This window comes from Arthrobacter sp. EPSL27, from assembly GCF_001512305.1.
GTDB lineage: Bacteria > Actinomycetota > Actinomycetes > Actinomycetales > Micrococcaceae > Arthrobacter.
In genome coordinates this window covers 665,951-681,690 of sequence record NZ_LNUT01000005.1, presented here as the reverse complement: position 1 = coordinate 681,690, position 15,740 = coordinate 665,951, and the positions used below count along the sequence as shown (strand labels likewise).

The following is a 15,740-nucleotide window of genomic DNA, read 5'->3' as shown; positions in this document are numbered from 1 at the left end:
CCCCGCGGACCGCGCATGTGGCTTCCCTCCCCGCGGAACGGCAGCCGGTGATCCTTGCCGCCCGTCGCACCCCGATCTGCCGGGCGAACGCCGCCCTCAAAACCGTCCAGGCCCACCACCTGCTGGCTCCCGTGCTCCGCAGCCTGCTGGCCGAAACCGGGGCGGCGCCGGAATTGGTGGCGGACGTGGTGATCGGCAATGCTGTGGGCGGCGGCGGGAACGTGGCGCGGCTGGCGGCGCTGGAGGCAGGCCTGCCCGTCAGCGTGCCCGGGCTGACCGTGGACCGGCAGTGCGGCTCCGGGCTCGACGCGATTGTGCTGGCGTCCCGCCTGGTGGCCGCCGGCGGCGGCCTCCACGGTGGTCTCTACCTGGCCGGCGGCGTGGAAAGCATCAGTACGGCTCCTTTGCGGGCCCGCCGCACTTCCCATGGTGACCCCGAGTTCTTCTCCCGTGCGCAGTTCGCGCCGGAACGGCTCGGCGATCCGGACATGGGGGTGGCCGCGGAAAACGTGGCCGCACAGTCCGGCATCAGCCGCGAACGGCAGGACGAGCTGGCCCTCCGCAGCCACCGGCGCGCCCTCGCGGCCGCCGCCGCGGGACACTTTGATGCCGAGATGGTGGCGCTGCCCGGCGGTCCTGGGCCCGGCGGTTCGGGCGGCACAGTCGCCTCCGACGACGGCCCGCGCCGGGGCCTCACGGAGGCTGTACTGGCCCGGTTCCCTCCCGCGTTTGTGGAGGGCGGCACGGTCACGGCGGGCAACTCCTGCTTTGACGCGGACGGTGCGGCCGCGGTGGTGGTCACGTCACTGGAACACGCCCGCGAACTGGGCGCCGCCGACGGGTTGCTGGTCCGCGGCACGGACACGGCCGGCGTGGAGCCGGGGCTGCTGGGTATGGGGGCGGCCGCCGCGGCCGAACGCCTGCTCGGCCGGTGTGGTGTGCCGGCCGCCGCGGTGGGGCTGGTGGAGTTCAACGAGGCGTTCGCCTCCCAGACCCTCGCGTGCCTGGACCGGCTGGGCATCCCGCCGGAACGCGCCAACCTCGACGGCGGCGCCCTGGCCCTGGGGCACGCCTACGGGGCCTCCGGCGCGGTACTGGTCACCCGGCTGCTGGCGCAGGCCCGCCGCAACCCGGTCGAGGGGCAGCTGGCCCTGGCCTTGATCAGCATCGCCGGTGGCATGGGCACCGCCGCCCTGCTGGAATACCGCAGCTTCGCCTAGCCGCTGCTCCATACCCCGCCCCTCCGGGGGACATGCCCATTCTTCAGCGCGGCGCGTGAGCATAGTGGCCTTATGTCCGGTGGTCCGGGCCAGGGGAGGGCATGCGCTGCGTGGCCGGGGTGCGGGGCTGGTGTTCTCCGGGGGGACATGCCCATTTTTCAGCGCGGCGCGTGAGCATAGTGGCCTTATGTCCGCTGGTCCGGGCCAGGGGAGGGCATGTCCCGGGGAGTGGCTAGTCCTCGGCCTCGCCCAGGCCCCGGGCTGCGAGGGCGTCGCCTGTCTGCCGGGCAAATGCGACCGTGGTGATGAAGACCGGCAGGACCAGGGCCCGGGGGTTGCGCTCCAGCCCGCGGGCTCGGGCGGAATCGCGGACGTCGCTGTAGGCGCCCGCAATGAACGGGATGCTGCGCAGCATGATGGCGATGGTCAGCGCGAACCGCTCCGGATCCGCCCCGAAGCGCCGGAACGGCGTGGCCAGGGACGCAACCCCGTCCAGCAGCCGCTGCACCGGTGTGGTGGCGGTGAGGATCGACGCCGCCACGATGCAGACCAGCACGTTGAGCACAATCCGCGCCGCCGTGGGCCCGCCCAGCTGCCACCACTGGAACAGGCCGATCGCAGCCAGCACCGGCAGCACCGGCCGGACAGCGCGGAACAGCCTCAGCAGCCCCGCGCCGCTCAGCAGGAACAAGCCGCACATCAGCACCAGCACAGCGGCCGCCACGGCCCAGTCAACGATCCGGAACGACGCCATGCCGCAGGCCAGCACCAGCACAAACTTCAGCCACAGCGGCGCCCGGTGCAGCAGGGAGTCGCCGGGCACGTAATTGGCCAGCAGGAACCCGTGGCTGCTCACAGCTGCTCCACGCGCGGCGATTCCGGCCCCGCACCGCTGGCTGCCCCGGCATCCGGAGCCACGGCGCACAGCGCCCGGTAGTGGTCGACGGCGGCTGCCGGGCCGCCGTCGAACACCACAGCCCCGGCGTCGACGACGAGGACCCGCTCCAGGTCCATGGCCAGTTCAAGGTCGTGGGTGGAGAGGATGACCTGCTGGCGGAGCCCGGCCAGGGTGCGCCGCAGCAGCTCCCGGTTGCGCAGGTCCAGGAGGGTTGACGGCTCGTCCAGCACCAGCACGGCCGGGTCCACGGCGAGGACCGCCGCGAGGGCCAGCAGCTGCCGTTCCCCGCCGGAGAGCTCGTAAATGCTCTGGTCGGCCAGCGGAAGCAGGCCGAAGCGGTCCAGGGTGGCCTCCGCCTGGCTGCTGCGCTCCCGGGAATTCCGGACCGAGCGCCGGAGGGACAGCTCAACATCCTCCCGCCCGGTCGGCATGACCAGCTGCGACAGCGGATCCGTGAACACGAAACCGACGCGCCGCCGCACCTCCCGCACCTCCCGGACAGTGTCGGCGCCGTCCACCGTGACGGTGCCGCTGCTCGGGGCGACGAGCCCGTTGAGGAGCCGCAGCAGGGTGGACTTGCCGGAACCGTTGGCGCCGATCACGCCGATCCGCTGCTCGGTGAGCTGCAGGCTCAGCTCTTTGAGCAGGGTCTTGGGTACGGGCCGGCCGTCGACGGCGACCCGCACCGCGGCCCGGTCCAGGACGATGGTGCTCACGGCCGGCTGTCCGCCCCGGCGCCGGCGGCCTGCGGCGCAGCATTGGTGCGGGCGGCGGCCGTTACGGACCGGCGGACGAGGAGGTCCGGGAAGGCCTTGTGGAGCGCCAGGGCAATGGTCACGGCCAGCACGTTCTTGATCACGTCCCCGGGGTAGAAGGCCAGGTCGGCCAGGAAAGCCTTGGAGAAGTCCAGCTTCGCGTTGAGCATCATCCCGAGGATGCCCAGGCCGTGGACGAAGATGATGCTGCTCAGCATCGCGGCGGCGAACAGGAGGGCGGCGCGGAACCTGCGGAGTCGGCCCGCAGTGCGGCGGAACACGACGACGGCCAGCCAGCCCACCGCCGTGGCCGCAAACACGAAGCCCACGATGTACCCGGCCGACGGGCCGGCGAGGACCCCGAGTCCGCTGCGTCCGCCGCTGAAGATCGGCAGCCCGGCGAGGCCCAGAAGGACATACAGCCCGACGGCGGCGAAGGCGCGGCCGGGGCCCAGCGCCAGGCCGGTGAGCATCACGGCGAGGGTCTGCAGGGTGATGGGGACCCCGAGGCCCCCCACGGGGATGGCGGCGATCAGGGCGGAACCGGCCACCAGCGCCGCGAAGACCGCGATGAGCCCCAGGTCGGTGGCGTTCCAGCGGGCGCGCCGCCGGACGGGGAGAGCAGCGGCGGGGGCGTCGGACTGTGTCATGGGAGTACCTCTTCACGCGTGGATCGGGGGACATGCTTCTCTGCTTTCTGACTGTACGAGCATGGCGGGAGGTGTTTTTTGTAGAGGCCCCACTAAGCGGCGGCCCGGTTGCTGGAGGGCGGCGCCAAAGACCGTCCCGGCCGCCGTCCCAAGCGTTGCCAGAGGCTGCCGGTCCGTCGCCGGTTCCGTTGCCAGGGCCGATGTCACTGGGCTGGGGGCGGGCCGGTAGACTTGAAGGGGCCGTTCTCTCGGCCCTCCTGTCCCGGCACGCCTCCAGTTCCACCGGTGTGCCGCGGCGTTCCCTGTTGTGAAAGGCCTTATCTGCATTGATTACCGTCCAGGATCTCGAACTGCGCGCCGGCGCCCGCCTCCTCATGGACCAGGTGAGCTTCCGGATCGACAAGGGAGACAAGATCGGCCTGGTCGGCCGTAACGGTGCAGGCAAGACCACGCTCACCCGGGTGCTCGCGGGCGAAGGCCTGCCCGCCGCCGGGAAAGTGACCCGCAGCGGCGAAATCGGCTACCTGCCGCAGGATCCGCGCACCCCGGACATGGAGCAGCTCGCCCGGGACCGGATTCTGTCCGTCCGCGGCCTGGACATCGCCGTCGGCAAGCTCCGCCTGGCCCACGAGGAAATGGCCAGCGAGGACGCCGCGGTCCAGAAGAAGGCGATGAACCGGTACGACCGCCTGGAATCCGAGTTCCTGGCCGCCGGCGGCTACGCGGCCGAGGCCGAGGCCGCCGCGATCTGCTCGAACCTCGCCCTGCCGGACCGCCTGCTGAACCAGCCGCTCAAGACCCTCTCCGGCGGCCAGCGCCGCCGCGTGGAGCTCGCGCGCATCCTGTACTCCGACGCCGAGACCATGCTCCTCGACGAACCCACCAACCACCTCGACGCCGACTCCATCGCCTGGCTCCGTGAGTTCCTCAAGAACCACCAGGGCGGCCTGATCGTGATCAGCCACGACACCGAACTGCTTGAAGCGACCGTCAACAAGGTGTTCCTGCTGGACGCCAACCGCGCGCAGATCGACTTCTACAACATGGACTGGAAGCGGTACCTGACGCAGCGCGAAACGGACGAGCGCGCCCGCAAGCGCGAACGCGCCAACGCGGAAAAGAAGGCCCAGGTCCTGATGGACCAGGCCAACAAGATGCGCGCCAAGGCCACCAAGGCCGTCGCCGCGCAGAACATGGCCAAGCGCGCCGAACGCCTCCTGGGCGGGCTCGAGGCGGTCCGCGAAAACGACCGCGTGGCAGCACTGCGCTTCCCGGACCCGTCGCCCTGCGGCAAGACCCCGCTGACGGCGGACGGCCTGAGCAAGTCCTACGGCTCTCTGGAGATCTTCACCGACGTGGACCTCGCGATCGACCGCGGCTCCAAGGTGGTCATCCTGGGCCTCAACGGCGCCGGCAAGACAACGCTGCTGCGCATGCTGGCCGGCGTCGACAAGCCGGACACCGGCGAGATCATCCCCGGCCATGGCCTGAAGGTGGGCTACTACGCCCAGGAACACGAGACGCTCGACGTCGACCGCACGGTCCTGCAGAACATGCGCTCGTCCGCCCCGGACATGAACGACTCGGAAGTCCGCGGCATCCTGGGCTCGTTCCTGTTCTCGGGGGACGACGTCGACAAGCCCGCCGGTGTCCTCTCCGGCGGCGAAAAGACCCGCCTGGCCCTGGCCACCATCGTGGCGTCGAGCGCGAACGTGCTCCTGCTGGACGAGCCCACCAACAACCTGGACCCGGCCAGCCGCACCGAAATCCTCGGCGCGCTGCGCAACTACACCGGCGCCGTGGTGCTTGTCAGCCACGATGAGGGTGCTGTGGAGGCGCTCAATCCGGAGCGTGTGGTCCTGCTGCCCGACGGCGTGGAAGACCACTGGAACGAGGACTACCTCGACCTGATCACGCTGGCCTAGGCCGCGGTAACCTTCGCGCCTCGGCGCGGCCGATTTGCCGCGTGCTCGCTCGTCCCTCGCTTAGACGCACGCTACACAAATCGACCGCGCCGCTGCGCTCGTGCGTTTGGCGCCACTCCGCGTGGTCAGTTTCTACCGGACGGGCATTTCCCGGGCGTCGGTGATGCGCTGGAGTTCGCTGTAGCTGATGGAGAACATCGAGTGGTGGTCGCCGGCGCCCGCCCACAGCACAGAGTGGACTGCGAGGGACTCATCCAGCAGGGTGCGGATCTTTTCCGGGTGGCCCACCGGGGCTACTCCGCCCACTTCCTGGCCGGTGTGTGCCAGCACGAACCCGGGGGAGGCGCGGCGGATCCGTCCCGTGCCCAGCCGGTCGGCGACCTTCCCGACGTCCACCCGGGCCGCGCCGCTGGCCAGGATCAGCAGCGGGGCACCGTCCAGGTCGAACACGAGGCTGTTGGTGATGGCCGCGACGTCGCAGCCCAGGGCGGCGGCCGCCGCTGCCGCCGTCGGGACCTGGGACTCAAGCACCGTGACGGTGTCCCTGGCCCCGAGCGCGCCCAGCGCGTGCTTCACCCGGGCCACGGGCTCCGGAAAGATTCCTTCCGCCATATCAGAATCCCTGGGCATCCAGGATGGCGTCTTCCTCTTCCTCCGCGGTCGGGTTCTTCCGCTTCCGTGCGACTGGACGGCGGCGGGCCACCGGACCGCTGGAATGCATCACGCCGCCGTCCGGGTCCGCGCCCTGCGCCTCGGCATCCTCCGCGTCGATGGCGGCGTTCCGGGCCTGCTGCCGGGCGGCGTAGCCAAAGCCGATGAACATCAGCACACCGAACGCGAACCACTGCAGCGAGTAGGACAGGTGGGTGCCCTCGTCGGTGGACGGCTTCGGGAACGGGAACGGCATGTCCGACGCCGCCGGGCTTTCGGACGCCAGCTGCCCGTAGGCGCCCGTCAGCACCGGATAGCCGAGCTGGCGTGAATAGGCGGCGAGGTCGATCGAGGCCAGCTGCCCGTCGGGGGCGCCGCGCTGGAGGTCGGGCTCGGCGGGCCTGAGGCGGGCGACCACGGTCACGGTGCCCTGGGGCGGGGCCGGGACCGAGTCCGGGCGGCCCGGGTTGTTGTTGCCGATCGGCAGCCAGCCGCGGTCAATCACCACGGTCTCGCCGGTTTCCACCCGGAACGGGACCACCACTTCGTAGCCGGGCTGGCCGTTAAGCGGCCGGTTGCGGACAATACGCTGCCCGTCGACGTCGTAACTGCCCCTCAGCTCCACCTGCGTCCACTCACGGTCCGCGGCGAGGGCCCTGAACTGGTCCTTGACCTCGGCGAACGGGACAGGCGTGGCGGAATAGTTGGAGGTGACGCGGTTGATCTCGGCGAGGGTCTCCGCGCGGCGGTCCATCTGCCACCGGCCCAGCCCGACGCAGGCGGCCGCAAAAATCGCGGCCAGCAACAGGTACCCCAGCCATTTGCTGGAGAAGAGAAAACGGTACATTCAGCGTGCCTTGCCTGCCTGGTCCAGTGCCAACGTTTCTTTCCAGAGCCCGCGGGTCTGGAGGTAGTCCTCGAGCCAGGACCGGTGCTCTCCGCAGGCCAGCCAGATTTTGCGCCGCTCCGGGGTGTGGATCTTGGGGTTGTTCCAGAGCAGCTGCCATTCGGCGCCGTTCCGGCATGCCTTGCGGGAGCACACGGCCCCGGCGGGTCCGGCCGTTCCGCCGTTCCCGGTGAGGTCAAAGAGATTCATGATGCCGCCCGTTTGTGGCCGTCGCCGGTGCCGGAGTCTCCCGGGGCGGAGCCCGGGCCGTCCTCCGGGGCCTCCTCGTCGTCGACGAGTTCGCCCTGCAGCAGCGTCATCGACGGGTCTTCCGGCTGCGGGGCAGCCGGCGCGGCCGGCGCGTCGAGTTGGGCCAGCGGCGCGTAGTCCAGCAGCGAGTCGGCGTGGACCTCCGCCTGGTCACTGCCGTTGGCAATGATGACAGCGATCCAGGGCAGGAACACGGCGCCGAGGACCGGCAGGACTTTGAACCAGCCGTCCACCACAAAAATCAGGACCAGGCACACCATGCGGATACCCATCGCCACGGCGTACTTGATCATCCGCTGGCGCATCTCTTCGGAATGCGCCGTGGCGGCGTCCGTGATGCTGTGAACCTCCGGATTTCCGGACGGAACGTCCGGGTTCCCGGGCACAGGCGCACCGGATCGGTTTTTGAGTGTCACGGCTGTCAGATCACGCTCCCAAGGCTTAACGCAATTCTCTCACCATCGGCAGGGCCGCCCAAACGCGGGCCGGCCGGGCGCTAAGATCGGAGGCAGGAAAATCCCGCCCCCACCGCGGCGCCGTCCGCCGCAGAATTCCGGAGCCCCACCATGTCTGAAACAGCAACCACCGGCCGCAGTGTCCTGATCACCGGCGGAAACCGCGGAATCGGCCTCGCCATCGCCGAGGCCTTCCTTGCCAACGGTGACAAGGTGGCCGTCACCTACCGCAGCGAATCGGCGCTCCCCGAGGGCATCCTCGGCGTCAAGGCGGATGTCACGGACGAAGCCTCGGTGGATGCGGCGTTCACCGAAGTGGAAGCCGCCCACGGCCCCGTGGAGGTGCTGGTGGCGAACGCCGGCATCACCAAGGACACCCTCCTGATGCGCATGAGCGAAGACGATTTCACCTCGGTCATCGACACCAACCTCACCGGCGCGTTCCGGGTGATCAAACGCGCCTCCAAAGGCATGATCCGTGCCCGCAAGGGCCGCGTGGTCCTGATCTCCTCCGTCTCGGGCCTCTACGGCGCCCCGGGCCAGATCAACTACTCGGCGTCCAAGGCCGGTCTGGTCGGGATCGCCCGCTCCCTGACCCGCGAACTCGGCGGCCGCGGCATCACCGCCAACGTGGTGGCGCCCGGGTTCATCAACACCGACATGACCGCCGAACTGCCGGAGGCAACCCAGAAGGACTACCTGTCCAAGGTCCCCGCCGGCCGTTTCGCCGAAGCCGCCGAGGTGGCCGGTGTGGTCCGCTGGATCGCCAGCGATGAGGCCGCCTACATCTCCGGCGCCGTCATCCCGGTGGACGGCGGCCTTGGGATGGGCCACTAGGACTTTTTGCCCTAAGTATTGTCCGGCCCCGGGTGTGTAATGGGCCTACAACCCCTGACCATTCCGGGCAGGGCCGTGGATCCGGGAGGACAATCGTGGCTGAACTTAACAAGTGGGTGCCGTCGGACGTACTGGAACCGATCAAGCGTTTCCTTGACGGGGACCTCACCATGACGCCGTCCATCAAAGTCGAGCAGTTCGTGGACGGCAGCACGCTGGTGGTGCGTGCCGAGGTGCCGGGGATCGACCCTGACAAGGATGTGGACGTCTCCGTGAGTGAAGGCATGCTGCACATCCGGGCTGAACGTGAGGAGAAGTCCGAGCACAAGGGCAAGGACGGCTACCGCTCGGAATTCCGGTACGGATCCTTCACCCGCAGTGTTGCGCTGCCCCCGGGGGCCAGGGAAGAGGACATCACCGCCACCTACAAGGACGGTGTCCTCGAGGTGCGCGCCCCCGCGCCCGTGGCCGCCCCGGACGCGACGGCCAAGAAGATCCGGATCGACCACACGTAGCCGGCCACCAACAACGCACGCGCAACGGGGCGGGCGGACGTCACCGGTCCGCCCGCCCCGTTTGCGTGCCGGCTGCCGTCCTCAGCCTGCCGCCGCCTGCGCCTCCCGCAGCCAGGCCAGGACGTCAGCGTCCAGCTCGTCCGCGGTGCGCAGTTCCAGGTGGTGCATCCAGACCCCGGGGGACGGGTTGACCACTTCCTTGAACCTGTCGGAATCGATGTGCCGCGGCAGCGCGATCGACAGGACGGCGGGAACGTCGGAATCCACATAGCGGCCGGGCCACCAGAGGTAGGCGAAGCCGCGCCGGGCGCGGAACGCCACCTGGCTTTTGGTGGCCCGGATTGCCGCCGGCGGGTTCCCTGCCAGCAGCTCCTGCACCGCGTGGAACAGCTCCAGGCCGCGGGGTGAGCCACTGAAGACCTCCTCCGGCGTCGACTCCGCGCTCACTCTCCGCTCACTTCCTCAGGCACGGAACCCCCCGGCGCCCTGCGGCCGGCATCCCATGCGCGTGAGCCTACGCCCGGGGGCGGTTCCGTAACAGCCTGCCGCAGCTTCTTTGTGGGACCCGGACAACTGAAAACACCGGGGCCGCTGGCATGATTGAGTGCAGACCCACCGTTTTTGGACGTTTGGAACAAAGGAGCTCGTATGGGACTGCTGGATAACAAGACCGCGATCGTCACCGGTTCATCGAGGGGCATTGGTGCTGAAGTCGCCAAGCTCCTGGCCGCCGAGGGTGCTGCCGTCGTCGTGAACTACCGCCAGAAGGCGCCGCGCGCCAACAAGGTGGTCGCGGAGATCGAGGCGGCCGGCGGCCGCGCTGCCGCCGTCGGCGCGGACCTCACCACCCAGGAAGGCGTGCAGGCCCTGGCCAGCGCCGCCATGGAGAACTTCGGCTCGCTCGATGTCCTGGTCCTCAACGCATCCGGTGGAATGGAATCCGGCATGGAGGAGGGCTACGCCCTCAAGCTCAACCGCGACGCGCAGGTGAACATGCTCAACGCCGCCGTGCCGCTGATGGCCGAGGGATCGCGGGTTGTCTTCGTAACCAGCCACCAGGCCCACTTCATCAACTCTGTTCCCACCATGGAGAACTACGAGCCCGTTGCCCGCAGCAAGCGCGCCGGCGAGGACGCACTGCGCGAACTCGTGCCGGACCTGGCCGCCAAGGGCATCTCCCTCGTTGTCGTCTCCGGCGACATGATCGAGGGCACGGTCACGGCCACCCTGCTGGACCGCTCCAACCCGGGTGCCATCGAGGCGCGCCGCGCCGAGGCCGGGAAGCTGTACTCCGTGACGGAGTTCGCCGCTGAGGTCGCCAAGATGGCCACCGCCGACGTCGAGACCGGCCACACCGAGTACGTCGGCGGATCCGACTACTTCACCAAGGGCGCCAACTAGGCACCCGCGGATCCAGGGGAAACCCGGGGATCGGATACGAAAGAAGGCCGGGGCGGCTGCCCCGGCCTTCCGTTTACCCGGCCGCTGCCGGTCTCTAATACGGTGTTGAGTGCACGTCAGACGCCGGCGATGTGCCGCACGGCGTCCAGGTACGGCAGGTTCACCGCGGCGTCGGCTGCGGCCCGGACCGCCGGTTTGGCGTTAAACGCCACCCCGATGCCCGCGGCGCCCAGCATGTCCAGGTCGTTGGCACCGTCGCCTACGGCAATGGTGTGCTCCATCGGAATGCCTTCCTTGGCCGCCCAGGCGCGCAGATACCGTTCCTTCGCTGCCCTGTCGACGACGTCGCCGATCACCTTCCCAGTCAGCGCCCCGTCAACGATTTCGAGCTCATTGGCGATCCAGTAGTCCAGCCCCAGGTCCTCCGCGATGGGGCCGAGGATCTGGTTGAAGCCGCCGGACACCACGGCCACCACGTGCCCGGCAGCCTGGAAGGCGGCCACAAGCTCAGCGGCTCCGAGGCTCAGCCTGACCTCGGCGCGGACGGAATCAACGACGTCGGCCGGCAGCCCGGCGAGCACCGCCACCCGGGCGTGCAGGCTCTGGGCGAAGTCCAACTCGCCGCGCATGGCCGCCTCCGTCACGGCCGTAACTTCCTCTTTCTTGCCGGCATAGGCGGCAAGCAGTTCAATGACCTCCTGCTGGATCAGCGTGGAGTCCACGTCCATGATGAGGAACTTCCGCTGCGCGCGGCGCAGCGACGCGGGGACGATCGCCAGGTCCCCGCCGGCAGGTCCGGCGGCCGCAACGGCCCGGCGCAGTCCGGCCAGCGCAGCCTCCTGGCCGGGGCCGGCGGCAGGGGCGAAGCTGCCGTCCGCCGTGTAGACCTCGAACCGGGTGTCTCCGGTGGTGGTTCCCTCCTCCAGAGCCACACCGGAGGCGGCAAGCACCGTACGGAGCCGCTGCACCTCCGGAGCGGTCAGTTTCGGGGCATAGCTGACTGCGGTCACGAACAGGTTCATGCCTGCAATCCTAGCGATCGCGCGAAGGAGGGCCCGAATTCGTTGCGCACCGGTGACGCGCCGGCGGCCGGACGCCGCGCCGCAGGCGCGCCGCAGGTGGGAGAGCAGTTCAGGCCCGGCGTTCCGGTTATCAGTCGTCCGCTTTTATGTCCTAGTGTCTACTCCTATGAGTGATGTTCTTGAATTGGCCGCCGTCAGCGTTGTCCGTGGGGCAAAAACCCTCCTGGACAAGGTCGACTGGCAGGTCCGGGAAGGCGAACGCTGGGTGATCCTTGGCCCCAACGGCGCCGGCAAGACCACACTGCTGCAGATCGCCGCGGCACGCATCCACCCCACCAGCGGCATGGCCGGTGTCCTCGAGGAGATCCTCGGCGCCGTCGACGTCTTTGAACTCCGGCCCCGGATCGGCCTGTCCTCCGCTGCCCTGGCCAACCAGATCCCGGAGCAGGAAAAGGTCCTCAACGTCGTCGTGACCGCCGCCTACGGCGTCACCGGCCGGTGGCGCGAGGGCTACGAGAAGGACGACGAACGCCGCGCCTTCGCCCTGCTGAACGAATGGGGCATGGGCCCGCTGCTCAACCGGCCGTTCTCCTCCCTCTCGGAGGGGGAGCGCAAGCGCGTCCAGATCGCCCGGGCCCTGATGACGGATCCGGAGCTGCTGCTCCTGGACGAGCCCGGCGCCGGGCTGGACCTGGCCGGCCGCGAGGACCTGGTCTACCGGCTGAGCGCCCTGGCGCGTGACGAGGACGCCCCGGTCATTGTGCTGGTGACCCACCACCTCGAAGAAGTCCCGCCGGGCTTTACGCACGCCCTGCTGATGCGTGACGGCGGCGTGGTGGCCCAGGGCCCGATCGACAGCGTCCTCACCGCGGAAAACCTGAGCGAAACGTTCGGCATGCCGCTGGACGTCAGTGTCACCGCCGGCCGGTACACGGCCACCGCCCGCCGCTGAGCGGGCCTCTGACCGCGCGTGGAGTACCTTAACAGCGTCTTCATTTTCTTCGCCGGGCTCTGGGCCGGAACCATCAACAGTGTGGTGGGTTCCGGCACCCTGGTGACCTTCCCGGTGCTGATCGCCCTGGGCTACGCACCCGTCACCGCCTCCATCAGCAACGCGATGGGCCTGGTTGCCGGTAACGCCGCGGGCGCCTGGGGTTACCGCAAGGAACTCACCGGACGCGGCGGGCAGCTGCTGAAGCTGCTCCCCGCCTCGCTGCTGGGCGGCATCACCGGGGCTTACCTGCTGCTGCACCTGCCGGAACAGGTCTTCCACTACGCCGCCCCTGTGCTGATTGTGCTGGCGCTGCTGATGGTGGCGTTCCAGCCCCGGCTGCAGCAGTGGGTCCGGAACCGGGAACAGAACCCCGAACACGCCATCCGCGACCGCAGCCATGGCGTGCTCCTGGTGGTCCTCGTATACCTCGCCGGCGTGTACGGCGGATACTTCGTCGCCGCCCAGGGCATCTTGCTGGTCGGCATCCTCGGCGTCTTTATGACAGGCACCATCCAGAACGCCAACGCCATGAAGAACATCCTGGTCCTGGGCGTCAACGTGGTGGCCGCAGCCTCGTACCTGCTGTTCGCCTTCGGCCGGATCGACTGGACCGTCGTGGGCCTGATCGCCGTCAGCTCGCTGATTGGCGGCGTGATCGGGTCCAAGGTGGGGCGCAAGCTGTCCCCGGTGGTCCTGCGCGGCGTGATTTTCGTCCTGGGCCTCGTTGCCCTCGGGTTTATGGTCGCGAACCTCTTCCAGTGATCCTCCCGACTGAAACGGCCCGCCAGTGACCTTCCACCACCTCGACTCCGCCGACGACCCGCGCGTCTCGGACTACACGCAGCTCACGGATGTGCACCTGCGCAAGCTCCGGGAGCCCGTCGAGGGCATGTACATCGCCGAGTCCTCCCGGGTGCTCCGCCGCGCCCTCGCCGCGGGACACCGGCCGCGTTCCTTCTTCCTCGCCGAGAAGTGGGTCGAGGACCTCGCGGACGTCTTCGAGCAGTACCCGGATGTGCCCGCCTATATCGGCTCCGCCGCGCTCCTGGAGGCCATCACCGGGTTCCACCTCCACCGCGGCGCCATGGCCGCGATGCAGCGTCCGGCACCGGTGCCGCTGCCGGAACTCCTCGCGGGCGCACGGCGGGTGGCCGTCCTGGAGGACATCGTGGACCACACCAACGTCGGCGCGATCTTCCGTTCCGCCGCCGCGCTGGGGATCGACGCCGTCCTGGTGTCCCCGCGCTGCGGGGACCCGCTGTACCGCCGCAGTGTCCGGGTGAGCATGGGAACGGTGTTCCAGGTGCCGTGGGCCCGGCTGGAGGACTGGCCGGGGGACCTGCGGGTGCTGCAGGACCACGGTTTCACCGTCGCGGCGCTGGAGCTCACCGGCGACGCCGTCGACGTCGATGACCTGGCGGCCCGCCGGCCGGACAAACTGGCCCTGGTCCTCGGCACCGAGGGCGCCGGGATGAGCGACGCCACCCTGGCCGCCGTCGATCTCGCCGTCAAGATCCCCATGCGCGCCGGCGTGGACTCGCTCAACGTCGCGGCGGCGTCCGCCGTCGCATTCTGGGAGCTGCGGTCCAGGGACTGACCGGACCGCCGGGGCGCCGCTGACGTGCGGCAAGGATGCTCCGGCAGGGCCGGCGGGCGTTCGTCAGCCCGGCGGCGATCGGCTATGATGGATAGCTGGCCGTCCGGTCACTTCCGCCGGCCATCCCATTCATACCTGGCAGCTGGCAAAATCCAGTTGCGTGAACAAAGGTCCCATTATGAAGTCTGATACCCACCCGAAGTACGAAGCTGTTGTTTTCAACGACCTGGCTTCCGGCGTCAAGTTCCTGACCAAGTCCACCGTGTCTTCCAAGAAGACCATCGAGTGGGAAGACGGAAACACCTACCCGGTCATCGACGTCGAAATCTCCTCCGAGTCCCACCCGTTCTACACGGGCAAGCAGCGCATCATGGACTCCGCAGGCCGCGTCGAGCGCTTCAACGCTCGCTTCAAGGGCTTCGGCGGCAAGAAGTAATACTTCTCCCCAAGGTCTTGTAAAAGCCCGCACCGGCAACGGTGCGGGCTTTTTGCGTCCTGGCGTCCGTAGTGTCCCTGTGTCTGTAGTGCCGTGCGCCGCGTGGCAGGATTAACGGCATGACTTCCCTGAACATCGTGCCCGGCCCCAGCAGCGCTGACGACGGCGGGACCCGCCGCCACGGGGAGTACAAGGTTCCCGGGGGCAAACTCGTGGTGGCCGATTTCGACATCGCCGGCGGGGTCCTCGCGAACGTCTCGCTCAGCGGGGACTTCTTCCTGGAGCCGGACGAGGCGCTGCCGGCGATCAACCAGGCGCTCACCGGCCTCCCCGCCGAGTCCTCCGCCGCGGACATCTCCGCCGCTGTGGCGGCGGCCCTGCCCACCGATGCGGTGCTCTTTGGATTCTCCGCCGACGCCGTGGCCGTTACCGTCCGCCGTGCCCTAGCCAAAGCGACCGCCTGGGCCGACCACCAGTGGGACATCATCGCGCCCTCCGTGCTGCCCACCCACATCAACGTGGCCCTCGACGAAGTCCTCACCGAGGAGGTGGGCGCGGGCCGCCGCAACCCGACGCTGCGTTTCTGGGACTGGGAGGAACCGTCCGTGGTGATCGGCAGCTTCCAGTCCGTCCGGAACGAACTGGATCCGGCCGGCGTCGAGCGCCACGGCATCAGCGTGGTCCGCCGCATCAGCGGCGGGGGAGCCATGTTCATGGAGGCGGGCAACTGCATCACCTATTCGCTGTACCTGCCGCAGACCCTGGTGGACGGCATCAGTTTCGCCGACTCCTACGGCTTCCTCGACGCCTGGGTGATGGCGGCGCTCGAGAAGATCGGCGTCAGCGCCTTCTACGTGCCGCTCAACGACATCGCCACTGAGCAGGGGAAGATCGGGGGAGCGGCGCAGAAGCGGCTCGCGAACGGCGGCATGCTGCACCACGTCACCATGAGCTACGACATCGACGCAGACAAGATGGTGGAGGTCCTGCGGATCGGCAAGGAGAAGCTCTCCGACAAGGGCACCCGGAGCGCCAAGAAGCGGGTGGACCCGCTCCGCCGGCAGACCGGACTGGCGCGGGCGGAGATTGTCGCGGCCATGATGGACGTCTTTGCGGAACGCTACTCGGCAACACCGTCGGAACTCACCGACGCGGACCTCGCCGCCGCGCAGCAGCGGGTGGAAGCCAAGTTCGGCACGCCGGAGTGGCTGCACCGCGTCCCGTAAGG

The 15,740-nt window shown here is 69.1% G+C and carries 19 protein-coding genes; 10 read left to right on the top strand and 9 right to left on the bottom strand.

Annotation, left to right across the window (positions count from 1 at the left end; all coding sequences use genetic code 11):
• Positions 1–17: 17 nt before the first annotated feature.
• A complete protein-coding gene (locus AR539_RS14075) occupies positions 18–1,220 on the top strand; it encodes a thiolase family protein (protein ID WP_066439997.1) in 1,203 nt (400 codons plus the stop codon).
• Positions 1,221–1,452: 232 nt separating this feature from the next.
• Here the strand turns inward: AR539_RS14075 and AR539_RS14070 are convergent, their stop codons facing one another.
• From AR539_RS14070 to AR539_RS14060, 3 genes are read right to left on the bottom strand one after another with little or no spacing between them, the layout of a single operon-like run.
• Entirely contained in the window at positions 1,453–2,076 is a 624-nt protein-coding gene (locus tag AR539_RS14070) for an energy-coupling factor transporter transmembrane component T family protein (protein WP_066438083.1), read from the bottom strand.
• Positions 2,073–2,804 carry an energy-coupling factor ABC transporter ATP-binding protein gene (locus AR539_RS14065; protein ID WP_442854414.1) on the bottom strand — a complete coding sequence of 244 codons (732 nt, stop codon included), beginning with the start codon at positions 2,802–2,804 and terminating at the stop codon, positions 2,073–2,075. Before AR539_RS14065 ends, AR539_RS14070 begins: the two co-directional genes overlap by 4 nt.
• A gap of 26 nt (positions 2,805–2,830) precedes the next feature.
• On the bottom strand, positions 2,831–3,523 hold the full coding sequence (locus AR539_RS14060) for a biotin transporter BioY (protein ID WP_066438074.1): 693 nt from the start codon (positions 3,521–3,523) through the stop codon (positions 2,831–2,833).
• Positions 3,524–3,849: 326 nt separating this feature from the next.
• Between AR539_RS14060 and AR539_RS14055 the strand changes: the two genes are divergently transcribed.
• Positions 3,850–5,448 (top strand): ABC-F family ATP-binding cassette domain-containing protein, encoded by a 1,599-nt coding sequence (locus AR539_RS14055; RefSeq protein WP_066438073.1) that lies wholly within the window; start codon positions 3,850–3,852, stop codon positions 5,446–5,448.
• A 132-nt stretch (positions 5,449–5,580) separates the two neighbouring features.
• Here the strand turns inward: AR539_RS14055 and AR539_RS14050 are convergent, their stop codons facing one another.
• From AR539_RS14050 to AR539_RS14035, 4 genes are read right to left on the bottom strand one after another with little or no spacing between them, the layout of a single operon-like run.
• The gene (locus tag AR539_RS14050) at positions 5,581–6,060 is read right to left on the bottom strand and encodes a YbaK/EbsC family protein (protein WP_066438072.1); all 480 of its coding nucleotides are present in this window, start codon (positions 6,058–6,060) and stop codon (positions 5,581–5,583) included.
• 1 nt (position 6,061) lies between these two features.
• Complete coding sequence (locus AR539_RS14045) at positions 6,062–6,946, bottom strand: SURF1 family cytochrome oxidase biogenesis protein (RefSeq protein ID WP_066438070.1); 885 nt, start codon at positions 6,944–6,946, stop codon at positions 6,062–6,064.
• The gene (locus tag AR539_RS14040; protein ID WP_066438068.1) at positions 6,947–7,195 is read right to left on the bottom strand and encodes a hypothetical protein; all 249 of its coding nucleotides are present in this window, start codon (positions 7,193–7,195) and stop codon (positions 6,947–6,949) included.
• Complete coding sequence (locus tag AR539_RS14035) at positions 7,192–7,671, bottom strand: DUF3099 domain-containing protein (protein WP_066438067.1); 480 nt, start codon at positions 7,669–7,671, stop codon at positions 7,192–7,194. The genes AR539_RS14040 and AR539_RS14035 overlap by 4 nt, the downstream gene beginning before the upstream one ends.
• Positions 7,672–7,821: 150 nt before the next feature.
• On the opposite strand from AR539_RS14035, the gene AR539_RS14030 reads away from it, so the two are divergent.
• The gene (locus AR539_RS14030) at positions 7,822–8,547 is read left to right on the top strand and encodes a beta-ketoacyl-ACP reductase (RefSeq protein WP_066438065.1); all 726 of its coding nucleotides are present in this window, start codon (positions 7,822–7,824) and stop codon (positions 8,545–8,547) included.
• Between the two features lie 95 nt (positions 8,548–8,642).
• Complete coding sequence (locus AR539_RS14025) at positions 8,643–9,062, top strand: Hsp20/alpha crystallin family protein (protein ID WP_066438061.1); 420 nt, start codon at positions 8,643–8,645, stop codon at positions 9,060–9,062.
• 81 nt (positions 9,063–9,143) lie between these two features.
• On the opposite strand, the gene AR539_RS14020 is transcribed toward AR539_RS14025, so the two are convergent.
• Positions 9,144–9,509 (bottom strand): DUF5655 domain-containing protein, encoded by a 366-nt coding sequence (locus AR539_RS14020; RefSeq protein WP_231728618.1) that lies wholly within the window; start codon positions 9,507–9,509, stop codon positions 9,144–9,146.
• A gap of 201 nt (positions 9,510–9,710) precedes the next feature.
• Between AR539_RS14020 and AR539_RS14015 the strand changes: the two genes are divergently transcribed.
• Positions 9,711–10,463, top strand: a complete 753-nt coding sequence (locus AR539_RS14015) for an SDR family oxidoreductase (protein ID WP_066438058.1) — start codon at positions 9,711–9,713, stop codon at positions 10,461–10,463.
• 116 nt (positions 10,464–10,579) lie between these two features.
• On the opposite strand, the gene serB is transcribed toward AR539_RS14015, so the two are convergent.
• Positions 10,580–11,485 carry a phosphoserine phosphatase SerB gene (gene serB, locus AR539_RS14010; RefSeq protein ID WP_066438052.1) on the bottom strand — a complete coding sequence of 302 codons (906 nt, stop codon included), beginning with the start codon at positions 11,483–11,485 and terminating at the stop codon, positions 10,580–10,582.
• 166 nt (positions 11,486–11,651) lie between these two features.
• On the opposite strand from serB, the gene AR539_RS14005 reads away from it, so the two are divergent.
• The 5 genes from AR539_RS14005 (at position 11,652) to AR539_RS13985 (ending at position 15,738) form a co-directional block, all read left to right on the top strand.
• The gene (locus AR539_RS14005) at positions 11,652–12,437 is read left to right on the top strand and encodes an ABC transporter ATP-binding protein (protein ID WP_066438049.1); all 786 of its coding nucleotides are present in this window, start codon (positions 11,652–11,654) and stop codon (positions 12,435–12,437) included.
• 18 nt (positions 12,438–12,455) lie between these two features.
• Complete coding sequence (locus AR539_RS14000) at positions 12,456–13,241, top strand: sulfite exporter TauE/SafE family protein (protein WP_066438047.1); 786 nt, start codon at positions 12,456–12,458, stop codon at positions 13,239–13,241.
• 25 nt (positions 13,242–13,266) lie between these two features.
• Entirely contained in the window at positions 13,267–14,076 is an 810-nt protein-coding gene (locus tag AR539_RS13995) for a TrmH family RNA methyltransferase (protein WP_066438046.1), read from the top strand.
• Positions 14,077–14,254: 178 nt separating this feature from the next.
• Positions 14,255–14,512, top strand: a complete 258-nt coding sequence (locus AR539_RS13990) for a type B 50S ribosomal protein L31 (protein WP_024365679.1) — start codon at positions 14,255–14,257, stop codon at positions 14,510–14,512.
• Positions 14,513–14,631: 119 nt separating this feature from the next.
• Complete coding sequence (locus AR539_RS13985; RefSeq protein ID WP_066438043.1) at positions 14,632–15,738, top strand: lipoate--protein ligase family protein; 1,107 nt, start codon at positions 14,632–14,634, stop codon at positions 15,736–15,738.
• The last annotated feature ends 2 nt before the right edge of the window (positions 15,739–15,740 follow it).